21 protein-coding genes and 2 pseudogenes are annotated in these 20,981 nt (G+C 44.4%); 7 read left to right on the top strand and 16 right to left on the bottom strand.

The genetic code is table 11. The annotated features are described in order from the left end of the window. Window positions 1-78 (bottom strand): annotated as a pseudogene (gene rplM, locus WAK81_RS07855) (50S ribosomal protein L13); the annotation flags it as partial. Window positions 79-383: 305 nt separating this feature from the next. On the opposite strand from rplM, the gene pdxA reads away from it, so the two are divergent. The 3 genes from pdxA to WAK81_RS07870 are packed head-to-tail and all read left to right on the top strand — an operon-like array spanning window position 384 to window position 3,050. Further along, window positions 384-1,352, top strand: a complete 969-nt coding sequence (pdxA, locus tag WAK81_RS07860) for a 4-hydroxythreonine-4-phosphate dehydrogenase PdxA (protein WP_422196372.1) — start codon at window positions 384-386, stop codon at window positions 1,350-1,352. Between the two features lie 33 nt (window positions 1,353-1,385). Beyond that, window positions 1,386-2,198 carry a 16S rRNA (adenine(1518)-N(6)/adenine(1519)-N(6))-dimethyltransferase RsmA gene (gene rsmA / locus WAK81_RS07865; RefSeq protein WP_004645966.1) on the top strand — a complete coding sequence of 271 codons (813 nt, stop codon included), beginning with the start codon at window positions 1,386-1,388 and terminating at the stop codon, window positions 2,196-2,198. 6 nt (window positions 2,199-2,204) lie between these two features. After that, complete coding sequence (locus tag WAK81_RS07870; protein ID WP_422196373.1) at window positions 2,205-3,050, top strand: symmetrical bis(5'-nucleosyl)-tetraphosphatase; 846 nt, start codon at window positions 2,205-2,207, stop codon at window positions 3,048-3,050. A gap of 52 nt (window positions 3,051-3,102) precedes the next feature. Here WAK81_RS07870 and WAK81_RS07875 read toward each other — a convergent pair. The 7 genes and pseudogenes from WAK81_RS07875 to WAK81_RS07905 form a co-directional block, all read right to left on the bottom strand. After that, window positions 3,103-3,553: pseudogene (locus WAK81_RS07875) on the bottom strand (DUF2147 domain-containing protein). A 162-nt stretch (window positions 3,554-3,715) separates the two neighbouring features. Further along, window positions 3,716-4,165 (bottom strand): DUF2147 domain-containing protein, encoded by a 450-nt coding sequence (locus WAK81_RS07880; protein ID WP_422196374.1) that lies wholly within the window; start codon window positions 4,163-4,165, stop codon window positions 3,716-3,718. Window positions 4,166-4,325: 160 nt separating this feature from the next. Continuing rightward, the gene (locus tag WAK81_RS07885; protein ID WP_422196375.1) at window positions 4,326-4,772 is read right to left on the bottom strand and encodes a DUF2147 domain-containing protein; all 447 of its coding nucleotides are present in this window, start codon (window positions 4,770-4,772) and stop codon (window positions 4,326-4,328) included. An 86-nt stretch (window positions 4,773-4,858) separates the two neighbouring features. Beyond that, window positions 4,859-5,533, bottom strand: coding sequence for an LrgB family protein (locus WAK81_RS07890; protein WP_422196376.1), 675 nt, complete (start codon window positions 5,531-5,533; stop codon window positions 4,859-4,861). Window positions 5,534-5,542: 9 nt separating this feature from the next. Next, a complete protein-coding gene (locus WAK81_RS07895; protein WP_004281691.1) occupies window positions 5,543-5,914 on the bottom strand; it encodes a hypothetical protein in 372 nt (123 codons plus the stop codon). A gap of 40 nt (window positions 5,915-5,954) precedes the next feature. Then, entirely contained in the window at window positions 5,955-7,295 is a 1,341-nt protein-coding gene (gene hflX, locus WAK81_RS07900) for a ribosome rescue GTPase HflX (protein ID WP_422196377.1), read from the bottom strand. Between the two features lie 77 nt (window positions 7,296-7,372). After that, complete coding sequence (locus WAK81_RS07905) at window positions 7,373-7,504, bottom strand: hypothetical protein (protein WP_422196378.1); 132 nt, start codon at window positions 7,502-7,504, stop codon at window positions 7,373-7,375. Between the two features lie 189 nt (window positions 7,505-7,693). Here WAK81_RS07905 and WAK81_RS07910 point away from each other — a divergent pair, with 189 nt between their 5' ends. Further along, a complete protein-coding gene (locus WAK81_RS07910; RefSeq protein WP_422196379.1) occupies window positions 7,694-8,503 on the top strand; it encodes a lysophospholipid acyltransferase family protein in 810 nt (269 codons plus the stop codon). A gap of 36 nt (window positions 8,504-8,539) precedes the next feature. On the opposite strand, the gene WAK81_RS07915 is transcribed toward WAK81_RS07910, so the two are convergent. Then, the gene (locus WAK81_RS07915) at window positions 8,540-10,174 is read right to left on the bottom strand and encodes a phospholipase D family protein (protein WP_422196380.1); all 1,635 of its coding nucleotides are present in this window, start codon (window positions 10,172-10,174) and stop codon (window positions 8,540-8,542) included. Between the two features lie 101 nt (window positions 10,175-10,275). Between WAK81_RS07915 and WAK81_RS07920 the strand changes: the two genes are divergently transcribed. Further along, window positions 10,276-11,286: a metallophosphoesterase gene (locus WAK81_RS07920; RefSeq protein ID WP_422196381.1), complete on the top strand. Its 1,011-nt coding sequence runs from the start codon at window positions 10,276-10,278 to the stop codon at window positions 11,284-11,286. Between the two features lie 24 nt (window positions 11,287-11,310). On the opposite strand, the gene WAK81_RS07925 is transcribed toward WAK81_RS07920, so the two are convergent. The 3 genes from WAK81_RS07925 to trhA form a co-directional block, all read right to left on the bottom strand. After that, window positions 11,311-11,712 (bottom strand): hypothetical protein, encoded by a 402-nt coding sequence (locus WAK81_RS07925; RefSeq protein ID WP_422196382.1) that lies wholly within the window; start codon window positions 11,710-11,712, stop codon window positions 11,311-11,313. 133 nt (window positions 11,713-11,845) lie between these two features. Continuing rightward, the gene (locus WAK81_RS07930; RefSeq protein ID WP_219308548.1) at window positions 11,846-13,153 is read right to left on the bottom strand and encodes an MFS transporter; all 1,308 of its coding nucleotides are present in this window, start codon (window positions 13,151-13,153) and stop codon (window positions 11,846-11,848) included. 142 nt (window positions 13,154-13,295) lie between these two features. Next, window positions 13,296-13,940, bottom strand: a complete 645-nt coding sequence (gene trhA, locus WAK81_RS07935; RefSeq protein WP_422196383.1) for a PAQR family membrane homeostasis protein TrhA — start codon at window positions 13,938-13,940, stop codon at window positions 13,296-13,298. A gap of 102 nt (window positions 13,941-14,042) precedes the next feature. On the opposite strand from trhA, the gene WAK81_RS07940 reads away from it, so the two are divergent. Both WAK81_RS07940 and WAK81_RS07945 read left to right on the top strand, forming a co-directional pair. Beyond that, window positions 14,043-15,266, top strand: a complete 1,224-nt coding sequence (locus WAK81_RS07940; RefSeq protein ID WP_422196384.1) for a class I SAM-dependent methyltransferase — start codon at window positions 14,043-14,045, stop codon at window positions 15,264-15,266. Next, window positions 15,260-15,691 (top strand): GNAT family N-acetyltransferase, encoded by a 432-nt coding sequence (locus WAK81_RS07945; RefSeq protein WP_422196385.1) that lies wholly within the window; start codon window positions 15,260-15,262, stop codon window positions 15,689-15,691. The genes WAK81_RS07940 and WAK81_RS07945 overlap by 7 nt, the downstream gene beginning before the upstream one ends. Before the next feature lie 69 nt (window positions 15,692-15,760). Here WAK81_RS07945 and WAK81_RS07950 read toward each other — a convergent pair whose 3' ends face one another. The 4 genes from WAK81_RS07950 to WAK81_RS07965 all read right to left on the bottom strand — a co-directional run bounded on the left by WAK81_RS07950 (window position 15,761) and on the right by WAK81_RS07965 (window position 20,829). Beyond that, entirely contained in the window at window positions 15,761-16,108 is a 348-nt protein-coding gene (locus WAK81_RS07950) for a hypothetical protein (protein ID WP_422196386.1), read from the bottom strand. A 160-nt stretch (window positions 16,109-16,268) separates the two neighbouring features. Beyond that, complete coding sequence (locus tag WAK81_RS07955) at window positions 16,269-18,404, bottom strand: 3-hydroxyacyl-CoA dehydrogenase NAD-binding domain-containing protein (RefSeq protein WP_422196387.1); 2,136 nt, start codon at window positions 18,402-18,404, stop codon at window positions 16,269-16,271. 11 nt (window positions 18,405-18,415) lie between these two features. Then, window positions 18,416-19,621 carry an acetyl-CoA C-acetyltransferase gene (locus tag WAK81_RS07960; protein ID WP_422196388.1) on the bottom strand — a complete coding sequence of 402 codons (1,206 nt, stop codon included), beginning with the start codon at window positions 19,619-19,621 and terminating at the stop codon, window positions 18,416-18,418. Between the two features lie 197 nt (window positions 19,622-19,818). Beyond that, window positions 19,819-20,829 (bottom strand): AraC family transcriptional regulator, encoded by a 1,011-nt coding sequence (locus WAK81_RS07965; protein ID WP_422196389.1) that lies wholly within the window; start codon window positions 20,827-20,829, stop codon window positions 19,819-19,821. Window positions 20,830-20,981 lie beyond the last annotated feature (152 nt).

The following is a 20,981-nucleotide window of genomic DNA, read 5'->3' on the forward strand; positions in this document are numbered from 1 at the left end:
ACCTAAAGTTTTGCCAGAAGCATCAACAACGTACCAGTCGTGTTGAACTTCAGCTGGCTTAGCGCTGAGAGTTTTCATTAAACCACTACCTATTATAGTTGGTTTGGACTATGGAATCTGTCCAAACTAAAGGAGACGCGATTCTAAACGAATACGTGAAGAATCACAAATGAAAATTAAAATTTCAAGCGCTGTATTTTATCTAATCTCATTGGTGAAAGAAAGACCTAAGTCTTTATATGCTGCAAAAACTGCAACTATATTTGTAACCATAGTTTCAATCGTATCAAAATATTGATTTATAAGTACTCTTTGCAATGACTACTACAGCGTAGGCGTGATCGGGTTATAATATTTCTCAGCTTTGCCAAATTGAGAAGATGATGCTGCCTTTATATGTCACCAGTGGGGAACCTGCCGGAATTGGTCCTGATATTTGCCTGAGTCTTTCAGAGCGTGTTGATGAGCGCCCGATTGTGGTATTGGCGGATATTCATATGCTCAAACAACGTGCTCATGCACTCAAACTATTGGTTGAGCTGATTCCATATCAAGGGCAGGATGCATCTTCAGGCATCGGTCAGCTTTTTGTAGAACATGTACCCTTGCAGCAAGACGTCGTATTAGGTGAACTGAATCCGAACAATGCGGCTTATGTACTGGAGCAACTGCGTCGATCCGCAGACTATGCCATATCAGGCAAAAGTGTCGGCGTTGCTACTGCACCCGTACAAAAGTCCGTAATTAATGAAGCAGGCATTTCTTTTAGTGGCCATACCGAGTATTACCAGGAATTTGCCGGTGTCCCGCGTGTGGTCATGATGCTGGCCACCAAAACTTTACGCGTGGCCTTGGCTACCACACATCTTCCGCTTCGTGCCGTGGCAGATGCGATTACGCCTGAACGTTTGCATCAGGTAATTGATATTCTGATTCATGACCTGAAATCGAAATTCAAGATTGAACAGCCAAAAATACTGGTTTGTGGCTTGAATCCTCATGCGGGTGAGGGCGGTTACTTGGGAATGGAAGAAATTGAAGTGATCAATCCGGTGCTGCAAAGCTATAGGGCTCAAGGTATCAACATGAGTTTAAGTTTACCAGCTGATACTTTATTTACCCCGGAAAACCTAAAAGATGCTGATGCTGTTCTAGCGATGTATCACGATCAGGGCTTACCTGTGTTAAAATCACAGGGCTTTGGTGAAGCCATTAATATTACCCTCGGCTTACCGTTTATTCGAACTTCTGTTGATCATGGCACAGCACTCTCCCTTGCAGGGACGGGACTTGCGAAAAGTTCTAGCCTGCACGTTGCTGTCGATTTAGCCCTCGATCTGGCGCGCCACTGATTATCGTTCATCACTCACGTTGGAAATGTTTTTATGTATCAAATTAATGCCTTAAACCCAAAAGATGAAGGGCATCAGGCTCGAAAAAGATTTGGTCAAAACTTTTTACATGACCAGCGTGTCATTGCCAAAATTGTACGCTCAGTCAATCCGCGTCCAGGCCAGAACATTCTGGAAATTGGGCCAGGTCTGGCCGCTTTGACTTCACCTTTAATTGGTGAATGTGATGCCTTAACAGTACTTGAGCTGGATCGTGATCTGGCTGCTGGCCTGCCGGGTCGTGTGCCGCATCCTGAACGTTTAACCATTATTGAAGCCGATGCATTGAGATATGATTATTCTCAATTGTTTCAGGAAGATCGTCCATTACGTGTCGTCGGTAACTTGCCCTATAATATTTCAACGCCACTGTTATTCCATCTCTTGGAATTTGGTGACAAAGTGCAAGACATGCATTTCATGCTGCAAAAAGAAGTCGTGGATCGCATTACCGCATCACCCAATACCAAAGAATATGGCCGTCTGTCGGTGATGATTCAATATTTCTGTAAACCGACCTTCTTGTTCGAAGTACCGCCGGGATCCTTTAATCCACCACCCAAAGTGACTTCTGCGGTATTCCGTTTAGAACCTTATAAAGTTAAACCGATTGTGGCGAAGAATGAAAAAGCGCTGGCACGTCTGGTATCGCATGTATTTACTCAGCGTCGTAAAACTCTGCGTAACAGCTTGAAGGGTATGCTGGTTGAAGAGGGTTTTGAAAAAGCGGGTGTTGATCCGATGGCACGTCCAGAAACCCTGACACTTGAACAGTTTGTTGCACTTTCAGATCAAATGGTGGCTTAAATAACGATGAACCGCACTGCTCGATATAATTATGTGATTGGGGATGTTCAAGGCTGTTTTGAGGCCTTGAAAGCTTTACTCAAGGAAATCCAGTTTGATGCAGATCAGGATTTTATCTGGTTTGCTGGAGATTTGGTGGCACGTGGTGAAAACTCAATTGCTGCATTGCGGTTTATCAAAAAGCTGGCTGAACAAGGTGCGGCTGCGACGGTCTTGGGAAATCATGATTTGACTTTGCTGGCTTATGCCCGTGGCATCAAACCGGTGAAAGAAAAAGACAATGTCCGTGATGTGATTGATGCGATCGACAGTGATGACTTGATTGACTGGCTGCGCAAACAGCCAATGTGTCTATTTCCAGATGAGCAGACCATTTTGACGCATGCAGGGATTCCGAATATCTGGAGTGCAGAAAAAACTGCTCAATTGGCACAAGAAGTTGAAGCGATCATTGCTCATGATGACTTTGAGGTGTTAGATGATTTCCTGAAAGAAATGTTTGGGAAAGAACCAGCACTCTGGTCGGATCAGCTACAAGGCCATGAACGTATTCGCTGTATCGTGAATTACTTGACCCGGATGCGTTTAACCGATGCTGAGGGACGTCTGGAATACAGCTTTAAAGATGCGCTGGATGATCCGATGCCGGAAGGATTTAAACCTTGGTTTGAGTTTGAATCACAGGCAGCACAAACTCATCAGATCCTGTTTGGTCACTGGGCCGCCTTAAACGGTAAAACTATTTCGAACAAGATTCAAAATGTAGATGGCGGTTGTGTCTGGGGCAATCAACTGATGGCATTCCGCCTGGAAGATCAGCAGATGTTTGCAGTGGATAATCCGGTGATGTAAGCACCTCCCATAAAAAAGCCACGTGATTACGTGGCTTTTTTAGTTTTAAAATTTAGTCTGCTCGAATCCAGGTCTGGTTACGGCCTAGAACTGAAACGCCCATACTGGCACGTAAGGTTAAACGTTTACCCGTATTGTTTAAACGCATTTTTGCATCATAAATTTTACCTGCCAATGGGTCGATAATACGACCTTTGTCATAATTCTTGGTGCCTTCAACCAATTTTAGGCTTTTTAAAATGGTCATGCCTAAAATAGGCTGATTGGTATAAGGTGCAGGGCAGTTATTGCATTTTTCACGTGGATTATAGTCTGGGCGAGGCGTGATTTTTACAATTTTGCCTGATATAGGTATTATTTGCTTCTTTGCTAATGACGATAATCGCTTTAGCCGCCCCCGTTTTATCATCAATTTGTTGCCAGGTCCCAGAAATATCCTCAGCAAAAATATTGCCACTAAAAAGTACACCCGCCAAAGTTGCAAGGAATATATTCTTTTGCATAAAAATATCTTTCCATAACCGAATGCTTTTTGTTGAGTCGGTATATTAGAATGATTATGTAATTAGTCAATATTCTGGAGAGTGTGCAAAAAATGAGAGCATTTTATTGACTAATGTAAAAAAGCCACTTTAGTGTGGCTTTTTATTGAGCTTAAATTCTGATTAATCTATCCGAAGCCAAGTTTGACTGCGCCCTAGTGCGGAAATACCAATATAACCGCGTAAGGTTAAGCGTTTACCATTGGCACTTAGCTTAACTTTGGCCTCATAAACTTTGCCTGTAAGCGGGTCAATGATGCTTCCTTTTTCATAATTATTTGTATCAGATACCTGTTTCAAACCGGTGAGCACATCCATGCCTAAAATTGCTTTGTTGGTATAAGGCGCTGGACATTTGTTACAAATTTCACGAGGTGTATAACCTGGGCGAGGGGTAACTTTGGTGATCTTTCCGGTAAAAGTATTATTGGCTTCTTTACGAATTTCAAGAATTCCTTTAGGTGAACCCGTTTTATCATCAATTGATTGCCAAGTTCCAGATAGATCTTGTGCTAATACATTACCGCTGAAAAATAAGCCAGCGAAAGTAGCGAGCAAAATATTCTTTTTCATATCAATTCCTTTGAATGTGGAGAGTAATTTTTTTATCTATAAGAACATATTATGAGTGTTTGAAAATTAGTCAAGCCAGTGCGTCATAAAAAATCAAAATAATGTGAAATACTTAAAGAAAGATAAATAAAAAGCCACATCGTGCGGCTTTTTATCAAAATTAGTCACTTTTAATCCAGGTTTGAGTGCGACCTAAGGCAGAAATCCCTAAATAGCCACGCAATGTCAGACGTTTTCCATTGGCACTCAATTTCGCTTTGGTATTATAAATATTGCCTGATAATGGATCGAGAAGTTTTCCCTGACTGAAACTATTATTGCCTGTGTATTTCAGGCCTGTCAGTACATCCAGTCCTAGAATTGGCTTATTGGTATAAGGTGCAGGACAGGACACACAGTTTTCTTTCGGTGTATATCCAGGACGCGGGGTGATTTTTGTGATCTTGGCAGCATAGACGCCGGAAGCCGTCTCACGAATTTCCAGGAATGCTTTAGGCGAACCAGTTTTGTCGTCAATATTTCTCCATGTCCCTGAAAGGTCAGAGGCAAAGACCAAATGGCTGAAAGAGGCTAAAAGTAAAGTTGAGAAAAATTGAACCTTTTTCATAGATATGTTCCTAAGGTGAAATATTGTTTTACCCACATCTTAGGAACGATTGGCGCACAAAACAAATGAATAATTTGATTCGCTAGTCACATTTTTTGCAAATAAAGTATAAAAGTTGGCAACCAGATCGCGGTAAAGACCGCATTTACCGCCATGCCAAAAGCAGCATAACGACCTGCAACACTGCCGCGCTGCCAGGCCTGAGCTGTGCCAATGGCATGTGCGGCCAGTCCTAAAGCCAGTCCGGAAGCGCGTTCATCATTGATATGCCTCAGAATAAATGGAGAAAAAGCTGCACCAATCACGCCAGAAAGAATCACGATCAGAATTACCATGCTAATTGGTGCGTCCAGCAAGGTGGCAATATTAATCGCAATTGGGGTAGTCACGGCACGGGTAGCAAACGCCATAATATCTGCAGAGGACATATGCAGCAGATAAGCCAGTCCCATCGGCAAAGCTACAGCACTGATACTGGCAAAAACCAAAATGCCGATAATGGCTTTGAGCGGCAAGTCATTGTAGCGCATCGCGGCCAGAGGGATAGCCAGGGCGACGGTCACATAGCCGAGTAAATGGTTGAAAAGTGGATTAACTTCATCCATGTAATTTTCATAGGGAATGCCCAGCACAAATAAAATCGCCAGTACAAAGAACATGCTGAACACGATGACGGGAATTTGCGGTATGAACCGGTTACAGGGTTTGGCAATCAGATAGGCGCTGAGCGTAACCGCAAAGCCATACAAAATAGATAACATGCGGAACTCCTATAACCAGCGCTTGGCCATTTTGGCGTAAATCCATAAAGGAATCAGGGTGCTGAAAAACATGATGAACAGAAAGGCCGGAATTTTCTGGCCCATATGTACCAGCATCATCAGTGCACCTGCACTGACAGGCAGGAAAGCAAAGGCGCTTTCCTTCATCAGTTTGTTATTGGTATCCACGAGGCGAGCGGGGAGCTTGCCGAAATAGCGCCAGGTAAACAGCGCAATTAAAAGACTCAATAACCCGACCAGATTGCCTAATTCAGGATGATTCAGTTGGGTCATTAACCAGACCGAAGCTTCCCGAAAGACAATAATAAGTAACAGGGTGCCGATCCATGCTGGCCAATCTATTCGTTTTATCCAGTTCATTGCTATGATCATTAATATGAATAAGTTTACTTATCAAGTTTTACTCGATCTTTGACTGGATTTCAAACGCTTCCAGTGGACGTTGAAATTGCTGCGCCTGTTTGCCCAGGATTTCCTCTAAAGGTAAATGCGCCTGTTTAATCAACTGTTCCAGTTTTTGTGGGGCAATTCGAATATGCAGATGCAGCTGGCCTTCATCATCATAATGTTCTGACTGGATCACATTCAGACCATAGAGCTGGTTACGCAGCTTGCCATAAGCAGGTTTCAGGATTAAATCGAAAGACTGTAGTTGCCCCATCAAGGACTCATGTACCGCTTTACGCAGCAGGTCAATACCTTCGCCAGTATGTGCCGAGACATAGACCCGTTCCGGTTCACCCGGGCGTCGATAAATAATTTTGGCTTCTTCGCCGCTACAGTCAATTTTATTATAAACCTGCAGGATCGGCACATCCGCACCAATTTCTTTCAGGACCTTTTCAACTGCTTCAATCTGCTCCAGCATTTCTGGGCTGCTTGAATCAATTACATGCAGTAACAGCGTGGCTTCTACGGTTTCCTCTAAAGTTGCCTTAAAGGATTCAACCAGAGAATGTGAAAGATTACGGACAAAACCTACCGTATCGGCCAGTACCAGATTGCCGATACCATCCCATTCCAGACGCCGTAAGGTTGGGTCCAAAGTGGCAAACAGCTGATCGGCTGCATAGACATCGCTATTGGCCAGCAGATTAAACAGGGTAGACTTGCCAGCATTGGTATAGCCGACCAAAGATACCGTTGGCACAGCCGCTTTTTGACGGGCAACACGGCCTTGCATCCGGGTCTGGCGGACTTTATCAATGCGTGCCTTGAGCTGTCCCATACGGATACGCAGCAAACGGCGGTCTGTTTCCAGCAGGGTTTCACCCGGGCCACGTAAACCGATCCCGCCTTTCTGGCTGTCGAGATTGCCACGACTACGAATTAAACGTGAAGATAAATGTTGCAGCTGTGCCAGTTCGACTTGCAGCTTACCTTCATAAGTACGGGCACGCTGGGCAAAAATATCCAGAATCAGTTCAGTACGATCGACCACGCGGCATTTGATCACCTGTTCCAGATTACGGGCTTGAGCCGGGGTCAGGGCATGGTCAAAAATGACCAGATTGGCCTCCAGTTCTTGCACCCGTTCAGCGATTTCTTCTGCCTTGCCGGAGCCGATAAAAAATTTGGCATCGGGTTTAATCCGCTGAGCATGAATATGTTCCAGAATTTCAGCATCTGCAGACTGGGCCAGCAAACGAAACTCTTCAGCATCAAGGTCATCCAGCATTTGTACGCTGACACTCACCAGAATGACGCGCTCTTTCCCTCGATGTTGTTGTAAATATTCCACTCAGGCCCATCTCCATTTGAAAACTTTAGTGTAGTTGAAAAAGGGCTGTGCAGATACTGAATTAGCACGGCTTTGGTTTAAAGTGCGCTGATAAACAGTTGTGCAAGTGTTACCAGTACTACGGCATAGATGAAGATGCCGCCCAAAATATATTTGAGCACTTGTAAAGGTTGAGGTGTGTCGTTCGCGGGCTGGGTTTGATCTGGCATGGCTACGATCCTTTTCAATCTAATATTTCGATAGATTTATTTTTAATGATTTTTTAATCCAATTAAAATTGAAGATATAGATGTTATTGGCCGATTTTTATTATCAATGCAAGTTGCGGATGAACAGTATAGAATGAGTTTAATTCGTGGATATTCCCTGTATCTCGCTTAGGATTTAATGACGTTTTTATGAATTCAACTGTACAAAACCAGACTCCAGACATCGAAGGCTTGGCCAAGTTTTTCCTGTATAGCCGGAAAATTACGGCTTCATTGGCCACCATCAGTGAGGGGTTCTACTTGGTTTTTCGTCATGGCTTATATAAAAATCCGAACAACCCGACCAATACCCGCTATGTACAACATTTTTGCCGCCAGTTATGCAAAGTATTCAATATCGAAGTGCAGGTGCATGGCGAGATTCCGCGTGAACCCGCCTTATGGGTCAGTAACCATGTGTCCTGGCTCGATATTGCAGTTCTGGGCTCAGGGGCGCGCGTATTTTTTCTGGCAAAAGCAGAAATTGAGAACTGGCCGATTTTAGGTAAATTGGCCAAGGGTGGTGGTACCTTATTTATTAAACGGGGTTCAGGAGATTCCGTCAGGATCCGTGAACAAATTACCGGTTTCCTGAAACAGAATATTCCGGTGCTGTTCTTTCCTGAAGCGACGACTTCTGATGGGCGAGCCATCAAAAAAGTGCATGGCCGGATTTTAGGTGCCGCGATTGAAGCGCAGCGTCCTGTACAAATCTGTCTGATTTGTTATGTGAATCAGCAGGGCGAACTGGATATGGTTGCGCCGTTTGTCAATGACATCAGTTTTGCCGCCCATGTCAAAAAAGTACTGGAAATGCCGCAAGTCATTGCACACTTAGTGGCTTTACCTGCAATTGTCACTGAAGGGCATACGGTTGAAAGCCTCACCCGTGTGGTTCAGGAAAAAATGCAGACTGGCCTAGTTGAACTTCAGTCACGGGTATTAAAAAAGCCTCAATAAGAGGCTTTTTTATGGTTTCTATTCAAAGAATCAAGCTTACATAAAACCTTCAATTGGCAGCCAAGACAACAGCTTAAGGCCAGCTTTCTGATACCATTTCATTTTTGGTTCTTTGGTAAATGTTTGAACGTCACCATTGGCTTTCTTGATTTTCCAGTTAATGTTCTGATTCGCATCCAGCACAAGTTTATACGCATATTTACTCAGATTTTTGTCCATGGTGTCATGTACTGCACGTGCCAAAGACGGACTGTTTAGCAATACGCCAATTTCAGTATTTAGATAAGCCGAACGCGGATCAAAATTAAAAGAACCAATAAACACCTGTTTTTGATCCAATGCCATCAACTTGGCATGCAGGCTAGAACGACTCAGTCCTTTCAGGCTGACTTTGGCTTTTTTCGAAATTTCTTCAGTATTGGCATTTAGGTGATTGGCTTCTGGCGCTGCCAGAAACTCATAAAGCTGCACGCCATTTTCCAATAGATCCTGACGATATTTAGCATAAAAGGCATGCACCACGGCAACGTCATTGGCCTTAAAAGAGTTGGTCAGGACGCGAACTTTGATATTCTCATTCGCCAGTTTCTTTAAACGGTCTGCACCAATTTTTTCCGGAACAAAATAGGCAGAGACAATATCGACACTTTGTTCAGGTTTTTCCAGGCGCTGTAATAACTGGAAATTCAGGTGTTCTTCGGTTTTGGCCTTGGCTTTGATTTTGCTCGGTGGATCTTTGACCACTTCGGCTTCCACCCAATCCAGCTGAATGTTTTGTTCCAACCATTGGTCAAAGGCTCTGGAACGATTGGCCAGATCCAGATAATTTTGAGTCGCTGGATCCTGACTATGGGTTTCTAGCTGTTGTTTTAAGCTTGGAAAACGTAAGCCATGATGCCGTGGATTCACAACCTCTTGTACCGGATAGGCATAATCATCATTCCAGTATTCATCGAAGGAATGAATGATTTCATCCGATGCCGCACCGACCAGCATCACATCGACATCAGAGAACTGATAGCTTTCACTGACATTATAATACTGGTTACTCATATTGCGCCCGCCAATCAAGGCAATCTGGTTATCGGCAATAAAGCTTTTATTATGCATGCGGCGGTTAATACGTTTTAAATCCAGCACCATGTCCATGGCACGGTATTTACGGAAGCGATAGGGGTTATACAGTTTGACATCGATATTTTGATGCTGGTTTAAGGCCAGATAAATCCCTTCCATTTTCTTGGCATTATTGTCATCCATCAACAGGCGCACTTTTACGCCACGATCTGCTGCCTGAATAATTGCATGCAGAGCGAGGGCACCGATTCGGTCGTTATCCCAGATGTAATATTGTAGATCCAGACTGCGTTCCGCTTTATTAATCAGCTGAATCCGAGCAGCCAGTGCTTCAAGCGGATCATACAGCACGCGATAACCAGTCAACCCGATGTTCTGATCACGTAAAGGTTCAACAATTTGTGCCAGGCTGGTTTGCGAGGTATCCGTTTCAAATGCCATCTGGCTTGGCTGTTCGGTTTGCTTGGGTAAGGTGCTACATGCAGGTAGACCCAGAACCAGGCTACAGCTCAGTAAAATGCCGGCTTTATAGCGATGAGTGCGTATAAAACTTGAGGATTGAAGGTGAACTTGATCGCGGGGAGCAGTGGCCATATAAGTCGAAGAATGAAAAATTAGAATTGAGTATAATTGCCAGCTATGAAAAGATAAATATAAAGCCAGTAATCTGCTGCTCGACTGAATAAGGCCAATTTATGTGGGATTCGAATTCCGTACTGTTTTATTTTTATCTGGGAATGGCGATTTTAGCCATCTGGGCTGTGGCTCAGGCATGGTCGAGCCAATCACGTACCGAAACCATTCATCCCTTTAAAGCTTTTGGTCATTTGCTGGCTTTTTATCTTGCCTATTTATTAATCCCTTTGGTTTTCTTCAGTATTTATGCTGGGTGGACGGGGTATTATTCACTGCATGAAGCCATTTTTGTATTTTTGCTCAGTGCGGTTTTGACTTATGCACGCTTTATTGAGCCGCATTTAATTCAAGTGAAAACGACACAATATCAGATCAATGCAGATAAACACTTAAAGCAGCCGGTAAAAATTGCCCTGATTGCAGACTTGCATATCGGTCTGTTTTCGGGTCATGAGCGTCAATTGCGACAAATTGTACACAAATTAAATCATATTCAACCTGATTTGGTGGTGGTCGCAGGAGACTGGACTTATGAGCCAGAAAATAAACTGGCACAGGAACTGGCAGTTTTAAAAGAAATTCATGCTCCCGTTTATTCAGTCAATGGTAATCACGATGAGCAATATCCCGGACCGCCGATTCGAGAATTATTGCACTATGCACTGCAAGTCAATCAGGTCATGGATATTGAAGGTCAAATTGTTGAATTTGATGAATTTCGCCTCTTGGGTGTGGGTGATCTCTGGGCTGGAAAAGCTGATATGCGCAGTTTGCCCGACCTGCCTCAGGACAAGCCTTGGGTCATTCTTTCGCATAACCCTGATACGGTCGATATGATTCCAAAACTGCCGACGCGCCCTCTAATGTTGTCTGGACATACTCATGGCGGGCAGGTAGAGCTGCCTTGGCTAACTGATTACGTCATGAAAAAAGTTTCAATTTTGGGACATAAAAAGGGCATGTACCGTCATGAACATGCAGATGTGTTCGTCACTGTCGGTACCGGCTTGGTCGGTGTACCTTTCCGTTTCCGGGTGCCGCCTACCATTGATATTATTGAACTGATTTAAATTCAGTCGGCGTGCTGTACCGTGTTAACTGATGATCCAGACCAGAATCAGTAAGACGACTGCGACGGCCGCCATCATCCAGATTTTCTTTTCGATTTTGCGAGTCGGCACATTTTCACGTAATTGCTGTGCAGTGATTTCAGCTTCTGTGGATGTGTTCAAACTAGGATGGGTGGGGGTTTCCAGGGGTGGTGTCACCAGGTCGGTATCACCTGCATCATCACTAAAGCGTGGACCGATAGTTTCATGCTTCATGACCACGTCATGTTCACGTACAATTTCTTCAATCACTTGCAGCGCCTGATCTTCATCCAAGGGTGTATTCTTAGTGATATAGCGAACAGCTTCTAATTTTTTATCATCTTCCAGCAAAATAATGATATTGACCAACTGCTCCTGCGATAGGTATTCAATAAGATCCTGCATGGCCTTACCTCATTTTTTAAATTGAGTTCATGTGATTGTTGAGCAAATTTAACAAGATAAGTAGCCGAGTTTTGTTGTGAAATCATAAAAAAAAGCCAGCATCGAGGGCTAGCTTTTGAATCGATCTAAAACCTTAGATCTGATTGTTTACATCATCATTCTTGGTTTCACGAATCAGTAAAAACGCGACAAGCGACAGGATAGATGCTGCGGTCAGGTAATAACCGACTGCAGACAAACCATAGGCAGTTGCCAGCTTGGTTGCGATTAACGGTGCAAATGATGCGCCGAAGATGCCTGCCAAGTTAAACGTCAATGCAGAACCTGTGTAACGTACTGAAGTCGGGAAGATTTCAGATAATACGGTACCGATTGGCCCATAGGTTAAGCCCATAATCGCCAGACCAATACACAAGAACAGGAACACCACCAGGGTGCTGCCAGATTCAAGCATATCTGCAAAGAAGATACCGAAGATCGCAGAAATGACACATACCGCAATCGAAGTAGTCTTACGGCCAAACTTCTCAGCCAATACTGCTGAAAGTGGGATAAAGGCAGCAAAACATAGGGTTGCAACTAACTGCAATTGCAGGAATTCTTCACGAGAATAACCGAGTTGTTTGGTTCCCCATTGCAGCGCAAATACCGTAGTGAGGTAGAACACAACGAATGTACAGATTGCAGCAATCGTACCCAGAACCAGCATGCGGGAATGCTTTTTGAATACCTGTACAAAAGGAACATTCACTTCTTTTTGTTTATCCAGCACTTTCTGGAAAGCAGGTGTTTCATGCAATTTTAAACGAATCCATAAACCGACAATCACCAACAAGGCACTTGAGATAAACGGAATACGCCAGCCCCACGCCATAAAGTCAGCTTCAGACATGAAAGCACCAAGGGTCAGGAAAGAACCTGTTGCCAGAATAAAGCCGATTGGTGCACCCAGTTGCGGGAACATGCCATACCAGGCACGTTTGCCTTCAGGTGCATTTTCGGTAGCAAGAAGTACGGCACCTGACCATTCACCGCCCAGACCCAAGCCCTGACCTAAACGGCACAGTGCAAGTAACAGTGGCGCAGCAATTCCGATTTGCGCATAAGTTGGCAGTAGGCCAATTGCAACGGTTGAAATCCCCATAGTCAGCAGGGCAGCCACCAATGTGGCTTTTCGTCCGATCCGGTCACCTAAATGACCAAATAGTGCTGCACCAATAGGACGGGCAATAAAGGCAATCGCAAAAGTCGCAAGAGACTGAATGGTTGCGGTCATCGGATCTGTACTTGCAGGGAAGAACAGATACGGAAAAATAATGACAGCAGCGGTGGCATAAATATAAAAATCGAAAAACTCGATTGTGGTACCTACCAAGCTCGCTGTTAAAACGCGAAATTTTGAATTTTGTGCTGGCTGAGCAGCAGAATTAGACGACGCCATGGAAAACCTTACACTTACTAAAAATAAAAAAACTTAGTTTTAAAAGCGTAATCTTTTTAAAAAAGGCGTAATTTTTTAAAAAAACAACTGCAATCTTCTCGTTTCAACTCGCTCAGGGTCACTGAAATGAAAAAGGAGATGATTAAATCACGTAAAGATAGATAGACAGAAAATGTGATCCTGCGCCTATCAATACAAATATGTGCCAGATAGCGTGGGTATATCTTACTCTTTTTAAAGCGTAAAACAATGCACCCACGGTATAAGCGAGTCCACCAATGATGAGAAAGGTTAAAGATTGAGCACTTAAATATTGCTGCATATCATCAATCACCAGCAGCGCCAGCCAGCCCATGACCAGATAAGCCGCTAAAGAAAGTTTCTGGAAACGATGAATGAAAACGAACTTGAAAAGTGTACCGAGAACGGCAATCACCCACAGTGCAATCAGTAAATACTGGGCTTTGGCGGTCGGAATGGCAATCGATAGGAAAGGGGTATAGGTTCCGGCGATTAAATAATAAATCGCAGTATGATCGATTTTTTTATAAAAATAACGGCGGTCTGCTGCAGTGGCCATGTGGTAAAGCATGGAAGCAGAAAACAGCAGAATCATGCTCAGCGCATAAACCCACAGACCAATCCATTGTCCAGTACTTAGGTAAGACCCTTTAATAATCAAAAGAATCCCGGCAATAATGGACAGCCCGGCACCTAGACCATGACTAATATAGTTAATCCGTTCCTCATTTTGATCATAATCTGGAACCAGTGGAGCATTCTGCATGATTGTCATTCTTCTTCAAGTATACATTTGTATAGTAATTCAATTTTGCTTTTAGGTTAAGAAGATTTAAACTTGATGCGCAATTCATTTCAGGTTTTATCTATGTCAACGTTGGCAACTCTCTCAGATCAGGAACAGCAATTCTTGGAAACCTTTCAGCAAGCTGTTGAAAGGGATCAATTTGATCGCCTGATTTTAAGCCAGTATAAAGGTGAACTGCAGGATTTAGAGAAAATGACCTTGCGAGTCATTACATTAAATGAACAGCGCGTATTGAGCTGCCTGTATCGCTACAAGACGCAGGATGTCACTAAAAACTATCCTTTAGAAGAGGCGTTATCGCAGATAACTACACTGCTAGCATGTTGCAAGCAGGCCAATCTGATGACAGTAGATGAAGAATTACAGCTGAAAAAAAACAAGAAAAAAGCCATGTTGACACGAAGTAAACATAAAGTAGCGATGAATCAGGTGAAGCCTACTGAACAAGGCCATGACCGGATTAAACAACGTTTTGTCGATCAAGACAGTATCTTTCTCCAGCATCTCGGCATTACTGATCAAAAAGCGCAAATCATTCCGAGTATGGCGCGTAAATGGAAGCAGATTAATAAATTTGTGGAAATTTTCTCAGGTGCCTTGGCGCAGATTAAGCCACAAGCCGAAGGCCTGCGTGTGGTGGATTTTGGTTCCGGTAAAGGCTATCTGACCTGTGCTTTATATGACTATATGCAAAAACATGGTCAAACGCCGTATGTCACGGGGGTAGAGCTTAATCCAAAAATGGTTGAGTTCTGCCAGAATGTCGCGCAGCAATCCGGTTTTGATCAGCTGGACTTTTTCCAAGGTGATGTGCGTACCTATGCGCCAGAACGTCTGGATGTGATGATTGCCTTGCATGCCTGTGATGTGGCGACGGATTTTGCGATTCATAGCGGGATTCGTCTGAATGCGCAGATGATCATGTGTGCGCCATGTTGTCATAAGGAATTACGTCCACAGTTACAAGCACCGAAAGTCCTCAGCCCGATGTTACAGTTTGGCATTCATGCCGGACAGCAAGCCGAAATGCTGACCGATACCATTCGTGCTTTATTGCTCAAAGCTTATGGTTATGAAACCAAAGTTTTTGAGTTCGTGGCGCTGGAACATACCAGTAAAAATAAAATGATTCTGGCAACAAAACGTAAAGACTATCAACAACCTGATCAGGCGGTTCTGGCACAAATTCAGGCCTTAAAAGAGATGTATGGGATCCAGAAACATTCACTGGAATTGTTGCTCAAGGACCAGTGGGATCAGCAGGGAATCGGATCTAAATGCTAAATAGTCCAGAACTTAAAATAATTTCCGGCAGCTGGAAGGATTTGGCAGTGTATGCCAAAGCGATTCGTGAAGCCGTGTTTATTCAAGAACAGCATATTGCAGCTGAAGATGAGTGGGATGCTGAGGATGCAGTTGCTGTGCATTTCATTGTTTTTCAGCAGGATCAGGCGATAGCCACTGCAAGATTGCTGACGAATAACAGTGTAGGTCGGGTCGCAGTCCTAGCAACAGCACGCGGTTTAGGTGTTGGTCAGCGTTTGATGCAGGCCGTGATTGACTATGCGCGTGCCGAGCAGCGTGAATTCATCAAACTGTCTTCGCAAGTGCACGCCATTGGCTTCTATCAAGCGCTGGGATTTGAAGCTCAAGGTGAGGAATATCTGGATTGTGGAATTCCGCATATTGATATGTATTTAAAACTTTAATTTTCAGCCATTCAAATATAAAAAAGCGAGGCATTGACCTCGCTTTTTTATGCATAGACTGAATCTGGATCAGTGGCCATGCGCTGGATTTGAGCTGTGCTCGGCATTATCCATGTTGGCATGTTCTTCAGCTGACATATGATGCTCAGCGACTGTCGTATCTGTAGGAGCCACATTGGCAGCTTCACGTGCTTCACGATCCGCCTGAGCTTTGGCAAGCGCTTCTGGAGACATCGTTGGTGCATTTTTAAAAGCGTGTTGCTGGGTGTTCTGTTTATTTTGCTGGCTTGGCATGTAATCCGGTTCATTACTTACCGCAAGCCAAAAAATAAGCATGAATAATCCACCTAAAATACAGAAGATAATAAGTGCTTTCCAACCCCAAGGAGATTTTTCAGGTGAACTGTGATCAGTCATAGGTCTTACCCACGTGGATATCAAACTTATGTAACTTTATAACATAAATTGATCAAAAAGCAGATCGAAATCTGTCATCAGATGAATCTATCCAGTGCTTGAAGCAAATCCAGAAGATAAAAAAGAGGAAACACGTTCCTCTTTTATTTAAGTGCTCAAATTATTGAATCGGCTGGGCGTGTGCTGCGCGATCTTTGAGGAGCTGTGGAGCTTTAAATCGCTCACCATACTTGTTTTCAAGCACCTTGGTGCGCGTCACGGCTTTGGCCAAACCATACTGATTCAAGAATTGTATTGCACCGCCCGTCCAGGCGGCAAAACCAATACCAAAAATAGAACCCACATTGGCATCGACCACAGATTCCAGTACACCTTCTTCCAGACAGCGAACCGTATCCAGTGCCTGTACAAACAGGAAACGATCAATCATTTCCTGTTCAGAAATAGCGTTGTCTTTTTTCCAGTGACTGAGGCCAGTCCAGAGTTGCTTTTTGGCATCGGCCGGGTAATCATAAAAACCTGCGCTTGTAGCCTTACCTTTGCGGTTAAATTCATGAATCATGGTCTGAATCACCTCATCCGCAGGTGAGCGAGCAATTGTTTGGCCTTGTGCCTGCAAGGCTTTGTATTTTTCATTGGCCACATGTTCAGACAGCGTCAAGGATACTTCATCCTGAATCGCCAACGGACCCACCGGCATACCGGCTTTGAGTGCAGCCATTTCAATTCGCGCCGGATGTACACCTTCTGCCAGCAGACGCAAGCCTTCCTGCACAAAGGTTCCAAACACGCGGCTGGTAAAGAATCCTCGGCTGTCATTCACCACAATCGGTAATTTGCCAATCTGCTGCACGAAATCGAAAGCTTTGGCCAGTGTTTCTGCCGAGGTATTTTTACCTTTGATAATTTCGACCAGCTGCATTTTATCGACCGGACTGAAGAAATGCAGGCCGATAAAGTTCTGATCATTTTTTGAAGCCTGGGCTAACTCTGTAATCGGTAGGGTCGAGGTATTCGATGCCATCACGCCGTTGCTGGCAAGATATTGCTCTGCCTCTTGCGTGACTTGAGCCTTGAGTGCAGGATTTTCAAAGACCGCTTCAATGATCAGATCACAACCGGCTAGATCTGCATTAGATGCAGTTATTTGAATCAGGCTTAAAACCTGATCTCGTTTCTCGGCTGTTAAACGCCCTTGAGCGACTTTTTTATCCAGCAGTTTCTGGCTATAGGCTTTGCCTATTTCAGCCGCTTCGATTGAAATGTCTTTTAATACCACAGGAATGCCTTTGCTGGCAGTCGCATAGGCGATCCCAGCCCCCATCATGCCTGCACCTAAAATACCGACTTTAGTGGCTTTCCACCTTTCAAGACCTTGAGGGCGACTGGCGCCGGACTTGATTGCATTCAGGCCATGCCAGAAGGTGCCAATCATATTTTTAGAAATTTGACCGATGGCAAGATAAGTAAAGTAACGTGATTCAATGGTCAGGGCTGTATCGACATCGACTTGTGCACCTTCTACCGCAGCCGACATGATCGCTTCAGGTGCAGGGTAGCAGCCTTTGGTTTTATCGCGCAGCATCGCCGGAGCAATTGCCAGCATCTGGGCAACTGCTGGTGTTGAAGGGCTACCACCCGGAATTTTATAGCCTTTTACATCGAATGGCTGCTGAGATTTTGGATTGGCTTTGATCCATGCAATGGCCTTTTTCAGCAATTCATCGGTACTGTCTGCGACCTCATGAATCAACCCTAATGATCTGGCTTTATCGACTCCAAACTGTTTGCCTTCCATCAATAAAGGAAAGGCATTTTGCAAACCGAGCAGGCGGATGCTACGGACGATACCACCGCCGCCTGGCAGTAAACCCAGCGTGACTTCAGGCAGGCCAAATTTGCTTTTAGGGTCATTCAGAGCAATACGATGATGGGCACACAGGGCAATTTCCCAGCCACCACCAAGCGCCGTACCATTCAGTGCAGCAACCACAGGAATACCGCGAGTTTCGATATAGCGTAGTTTGGCTTTCATTGCTTCAATCATGTTGAAGAATTCAGTCGCATGTTCAGGGGTGGCTTGAATCAGTTCATCCAGATCACCGCCAGCAAAAAAAGTTTTTTTCGCTGAACGGAAAATAATCCCGGCAATATCTTCATCTGCTTGTAACTGGGCAATGACTTCATTCAGTGCCGTGCGAAAGTCGGCATTCATGGTATTGGCAGACTGGTTTGGAGAATCAAAAGTTAAAATAACAATATTATCTTCATTTTTTTGATATTGAATTGCGCTCATTATTTTTCTCCTTATACCAGTTCAATAATGGTTGCGATGCCCATACCGCCACCCACGCAAAGTGTAGCCAGACCCCGCTTTTTGCCTTGGCGTTCTAACTCGTCCAGTAATGTCCCTAAAATCATCGCACCAGTCGCACCGAGTGGATGTCCCATGGCAATTGCACCGCCGTTGACATTTACCTTGGCAGGATCAATCTTCATTTCATTGATAAAGCGCATCACCACAGCAGCAAAAGCTTCATTGACTTCAAACAGGTCAATATCATCAATACTTAAACCTGCCTTAGCCAAGGCCTTACGAGCAGCTGGAGCAGGGCCGGTCAGCATAATGGTCGGATCTGCACCGACCAGTGCAGTGGCCAGTACTTTGGCACGTGGCTTCAGACCTTGTTCTTTTACCGCTTGTTCCGATGCGATCAAAACCACAGCCGCACCATCGACAATGCCTGAAGAATTCCCGGCATGATGCACATGATTGACAGCACCGACTTCAGGATATTTTTGCAAGGCAATTGCATCAAAGCCCATTTGCCCGATAGTGGCGAAACTTGGATTGAGTTTGCCCAGGCCTTCAGCGGTCGTTGTCGGTTTGATGAATTCATCTTTATCCAGAATCACTACACCGGCTTTGTCTTTTACCGGGACAACGGATGCGTTGAAATAACCATTGGCTTGAGCAGCAGCCGCTTTCTTTTGTGATTGTTCGGCAAACTGATCTACATCTGCACGGCTATAACCGTCAATCGTGGCAATCAAGTCCGCACCGATGCCTTGCGGAATAAAGTCACAGGCCATATTGGTTTCAGGGTCCAGTGCCCAAGGACCGCCGTCGGAACCCATCGGCACGCGGGACATGGATTCGACTCCACCTGCAACTACTAAATCTTCCCAGCCAGAACGGACTTTTTGTGCGGCCAGATTGACCGCTTCCAGACCAGAAGCACAAAAACGGTTGATTTGTACACCGGCCACATCATTATCCCAGCCCGCAGCAATGGCAGCCGTTTTGGCAATGTCGGCACCCTGATCACCAATTGGCGTGACACAGCCGAGCACGATATCATCCACTTTTGAGGTATCAAATTGATGACGAGCCTGAAGTTCGTTGAGTAAACCAGTCAGTAATGAAATGGGTTTTACTTGATGTAAAGATCCATCTTTTTTGCCTTTTCCGCGTGGCGTACGAATGGCGTCAATAATATATGCCTCGCTCATAGCATGTCCCTTTTATTGATTTAATGAAAATTATTCTAATGACTCGAGTGTAATACTTAATTTTTGAAGTGCAATGACGAGAACGAGTCAGATCATTTGAGCGATTTAGCCAATTTTAGCTATAAAAAAGCCTAAGCTTTAGCTTAGGCGGAGAGAACTGGTTTTATTATTAAATGCTCTTTTGCTGCATCACTTGATTAATGATAGCCATGCAATTGACGATACAGACCCGGAGTCACACCCGTCCATTTTTTGAAGGCACGGTGGAAGGTACTGGTTTCACTGAAACCGACCTGTTGTGCGACATCTTCAAGGGTTAGATCCGGATTAAGTAACAGGTGAATCGCGGCATCACGGCGCAGGGCATCTTTTACACCTTGATAGCTTTTACCTTCGGCTGCCAGACGGCGGCGTAAGGTTTGTGGTGATAGATATAACATCGACGCGACATCGTTTAATGTCGGCATTTCTTCCCCAATCTGGCTCTTCAGCACATCACGAATCCGTGAAGTCAGTGAATTGGTATTTTTGAATTTCACCAGCAATTGTGCCGGCGCGCTTTTCAAAAACTCTTCCAGTGTTTCTTCATTCTGACGGATCGGCAGATCCAGATAATCTGCAGCAAAAGTAATTTCAGTGCGTAGCATGTCGAACTGCATCACCGGTGCAAAAAATAAGGCATCATATTCATCGGCATGGGCTGGGCGTGGATAGCTAAAATGCACGCGTTCCAGTGGTAGGCGACGTTCAATGAGCCAAGAAGCCAGACCGTGCCAGATCATCAGCATACTTTCGGTAATAAAATGATCCGGATCCATTGCATTTGGAATCAATGGCACCAGACGTGCTTCGTGCTTGTCACGTTCCAGGGTCACCGACCAGTCATCACCGAAGAGTTTGTAGAACTGGGAAGACAGTTCCAGTGCATCACCCAGAGTTTTGGCATGAATAATGAGCTGGCACATGATCGCAAAAGTACCCAAACGGCGTTGCTGTTTGTCAAAGCCAACATGCTCGTCCTGGGTCACCATCCACAACATTTTTATAAAGCGGGTATATTGTTCAGGCGAAATACGCGCTTTGGGCTGATGCAGCAGTTCTGCTTCAATCCCGACGTGAGACAATAAAGTATCGACATCCATGCCCAGACGCTTAACGCCAGATAAGGCTGCATTGACGAAGTGGATACTGATCGTATCACGACTCATGTTTAATCCTTCAGTCTCTTTAATGTTCACTAATAATTGACCCAAATGACGAAAAATAATAAAGCAATGGCAATTTACAAGAATACCTTTGCCATTTTCTTACATATTAGATTGCCGAAACTATCAAGGTAAATGGCTGAACATGACATTGT

This window comes from Acinetobacter sp., assembly GCF_049284435.1.
GTDB lineage: Bacteria > Pseudomonadota > Gammaproteobacteria > Pseudomonadales > Moraxellaceae > Acinetobacter.

Coding starts and splice junctions, on each gene's coding strand:
- pdxA (WP_422196372.1), top strand. CDS start 384: ATGCTGCCTTTATATGTCACCAGTGGGGAACCTGCCGGAATTGGTCCT.
- rsmA (WP_004645966.1), top strand. CDS start 1,386: ATGTATCAAATTAATGCCTTAAACCCAAAAGATGAAGGGCATCAGGCT.
- WAK81_RS07870 (WP_422196373.1), top strand. CDS start 2,205: ATGAACCGCACTGCTCGATATAATTATGTGATTGGGGATGTTCAAGGC.
- WAK81_RS07880 (WP_422196374.1), bottom strand. CDS start 4,165: ATGAAAAAGAATATTTTGCTCGCTACTTTCGCTGGCTTATTTTTCAGC.
- WAK81_RS07885 (WP_422196375.1), bottom strand. CDS start 4,772: ATGAAAAAGGTTCAATTTTTCTCAACTTTACTTTTAGCCTCTTTCAGC.
- WAK81_RS07890 (WP_422196376.1), bottom strand. CDS start 5,533: ATGTTATCTATTTTGTATGGCTTTGCGGTTACGCTCAGCGCCTATCTG.
- WAK81_RS07895 (WP_004281691.1), bottom strand. CDS start 5,914: ATGAACTGGATAAAACGAATAGATTGGCCAGCATGGATCGGCACCCTG.
- WAK81_RS07905 (WP_422196378.1), bottom strand. CDS start 7,504: ATGCCAGATCAAACCCAGCCCGCGAACGACACACCTCAACCTTTACAA.
- WAK81_RS07910 (WP_422196379.1), top strand. CDS start 7,694: ATGAATTCAACTGTACAAAACCAGACTCCAGACATCGAAGGCTTGGCC.
- WAK81_RS07915 (WP_422196380.1), bottom strand. CDS start 10,174: ATGGCCACTGCTCCCCGCGATCAAGTTCACCTTCAATCCTCAAGTTTT.
- WAK81_RS07920 (WP_422196381.1), top strand. CDS start 10,276: ATGTGGGATTCGAATTCCGTACTGTTTTATTTTTATCTGGGAATGGCG.
- WAK81_RS07925 (WP_422196382.1), bottom strand. CDS start 11,712: ATGCAGGATCTTATTGAATACCTATCGCAGGAGCAGTTGGTCAATATC.
- WAK81_RS07930 (WP_219308548.1), bottom strand. CDS start 13,153: ATGGCGTCGTCTAATTCTGCTGCTCAGCCAGCACAAAATTCAAAATTT.
- trhA (WP_422196383.1), bottom strand. CDS start 13,940: ATGCAGAATGCTCCACTGGTTCCAGATTATGATCAAAATGAGGAACGG.
- WAK81_RS07940 (WP_422196384.1), top strand. CDS start 14,043: ATGTCAACGTTGGCAACTCTCTCAGATCAGGAACAGCAATTCTTGGAA.
- WAK81_RS07945 (WP_422196385.1), top strand. CDS start 15,260: ATGCTAAATAGTCCAGAACTTAAAATAATTTCCGGCAGCTGGAAGGAT.
- WAK81_RS07950 (WP_422196386.1), bottom strand. CDS start 16,108: ATGACTGATCACAGTTCACCTGAAAAATCTCCTTGGGGTTGGAAAGCA.
- WAK81_RS07955 (WP_422196387.1), bottom strand. CDS start 18,404: ATGAGCGCAATTCAATATCAAAAAAATGAAGATAATATTGTTATTTTA.
- WAK81_RS07960 (WP_422196388.1), bottom strand. CDS start 19,621: ATGAGCGAGGCATATATTATTGACGCCATTCGTACGCCACGCGGAAAA.
- WAK81_RS07965 (WP_422196389.1), bottom strand. CDS start 20,829: ATGAGTCGTGATACGATCAGTATCCACTTCGTCAATGCAGCCTTATCT.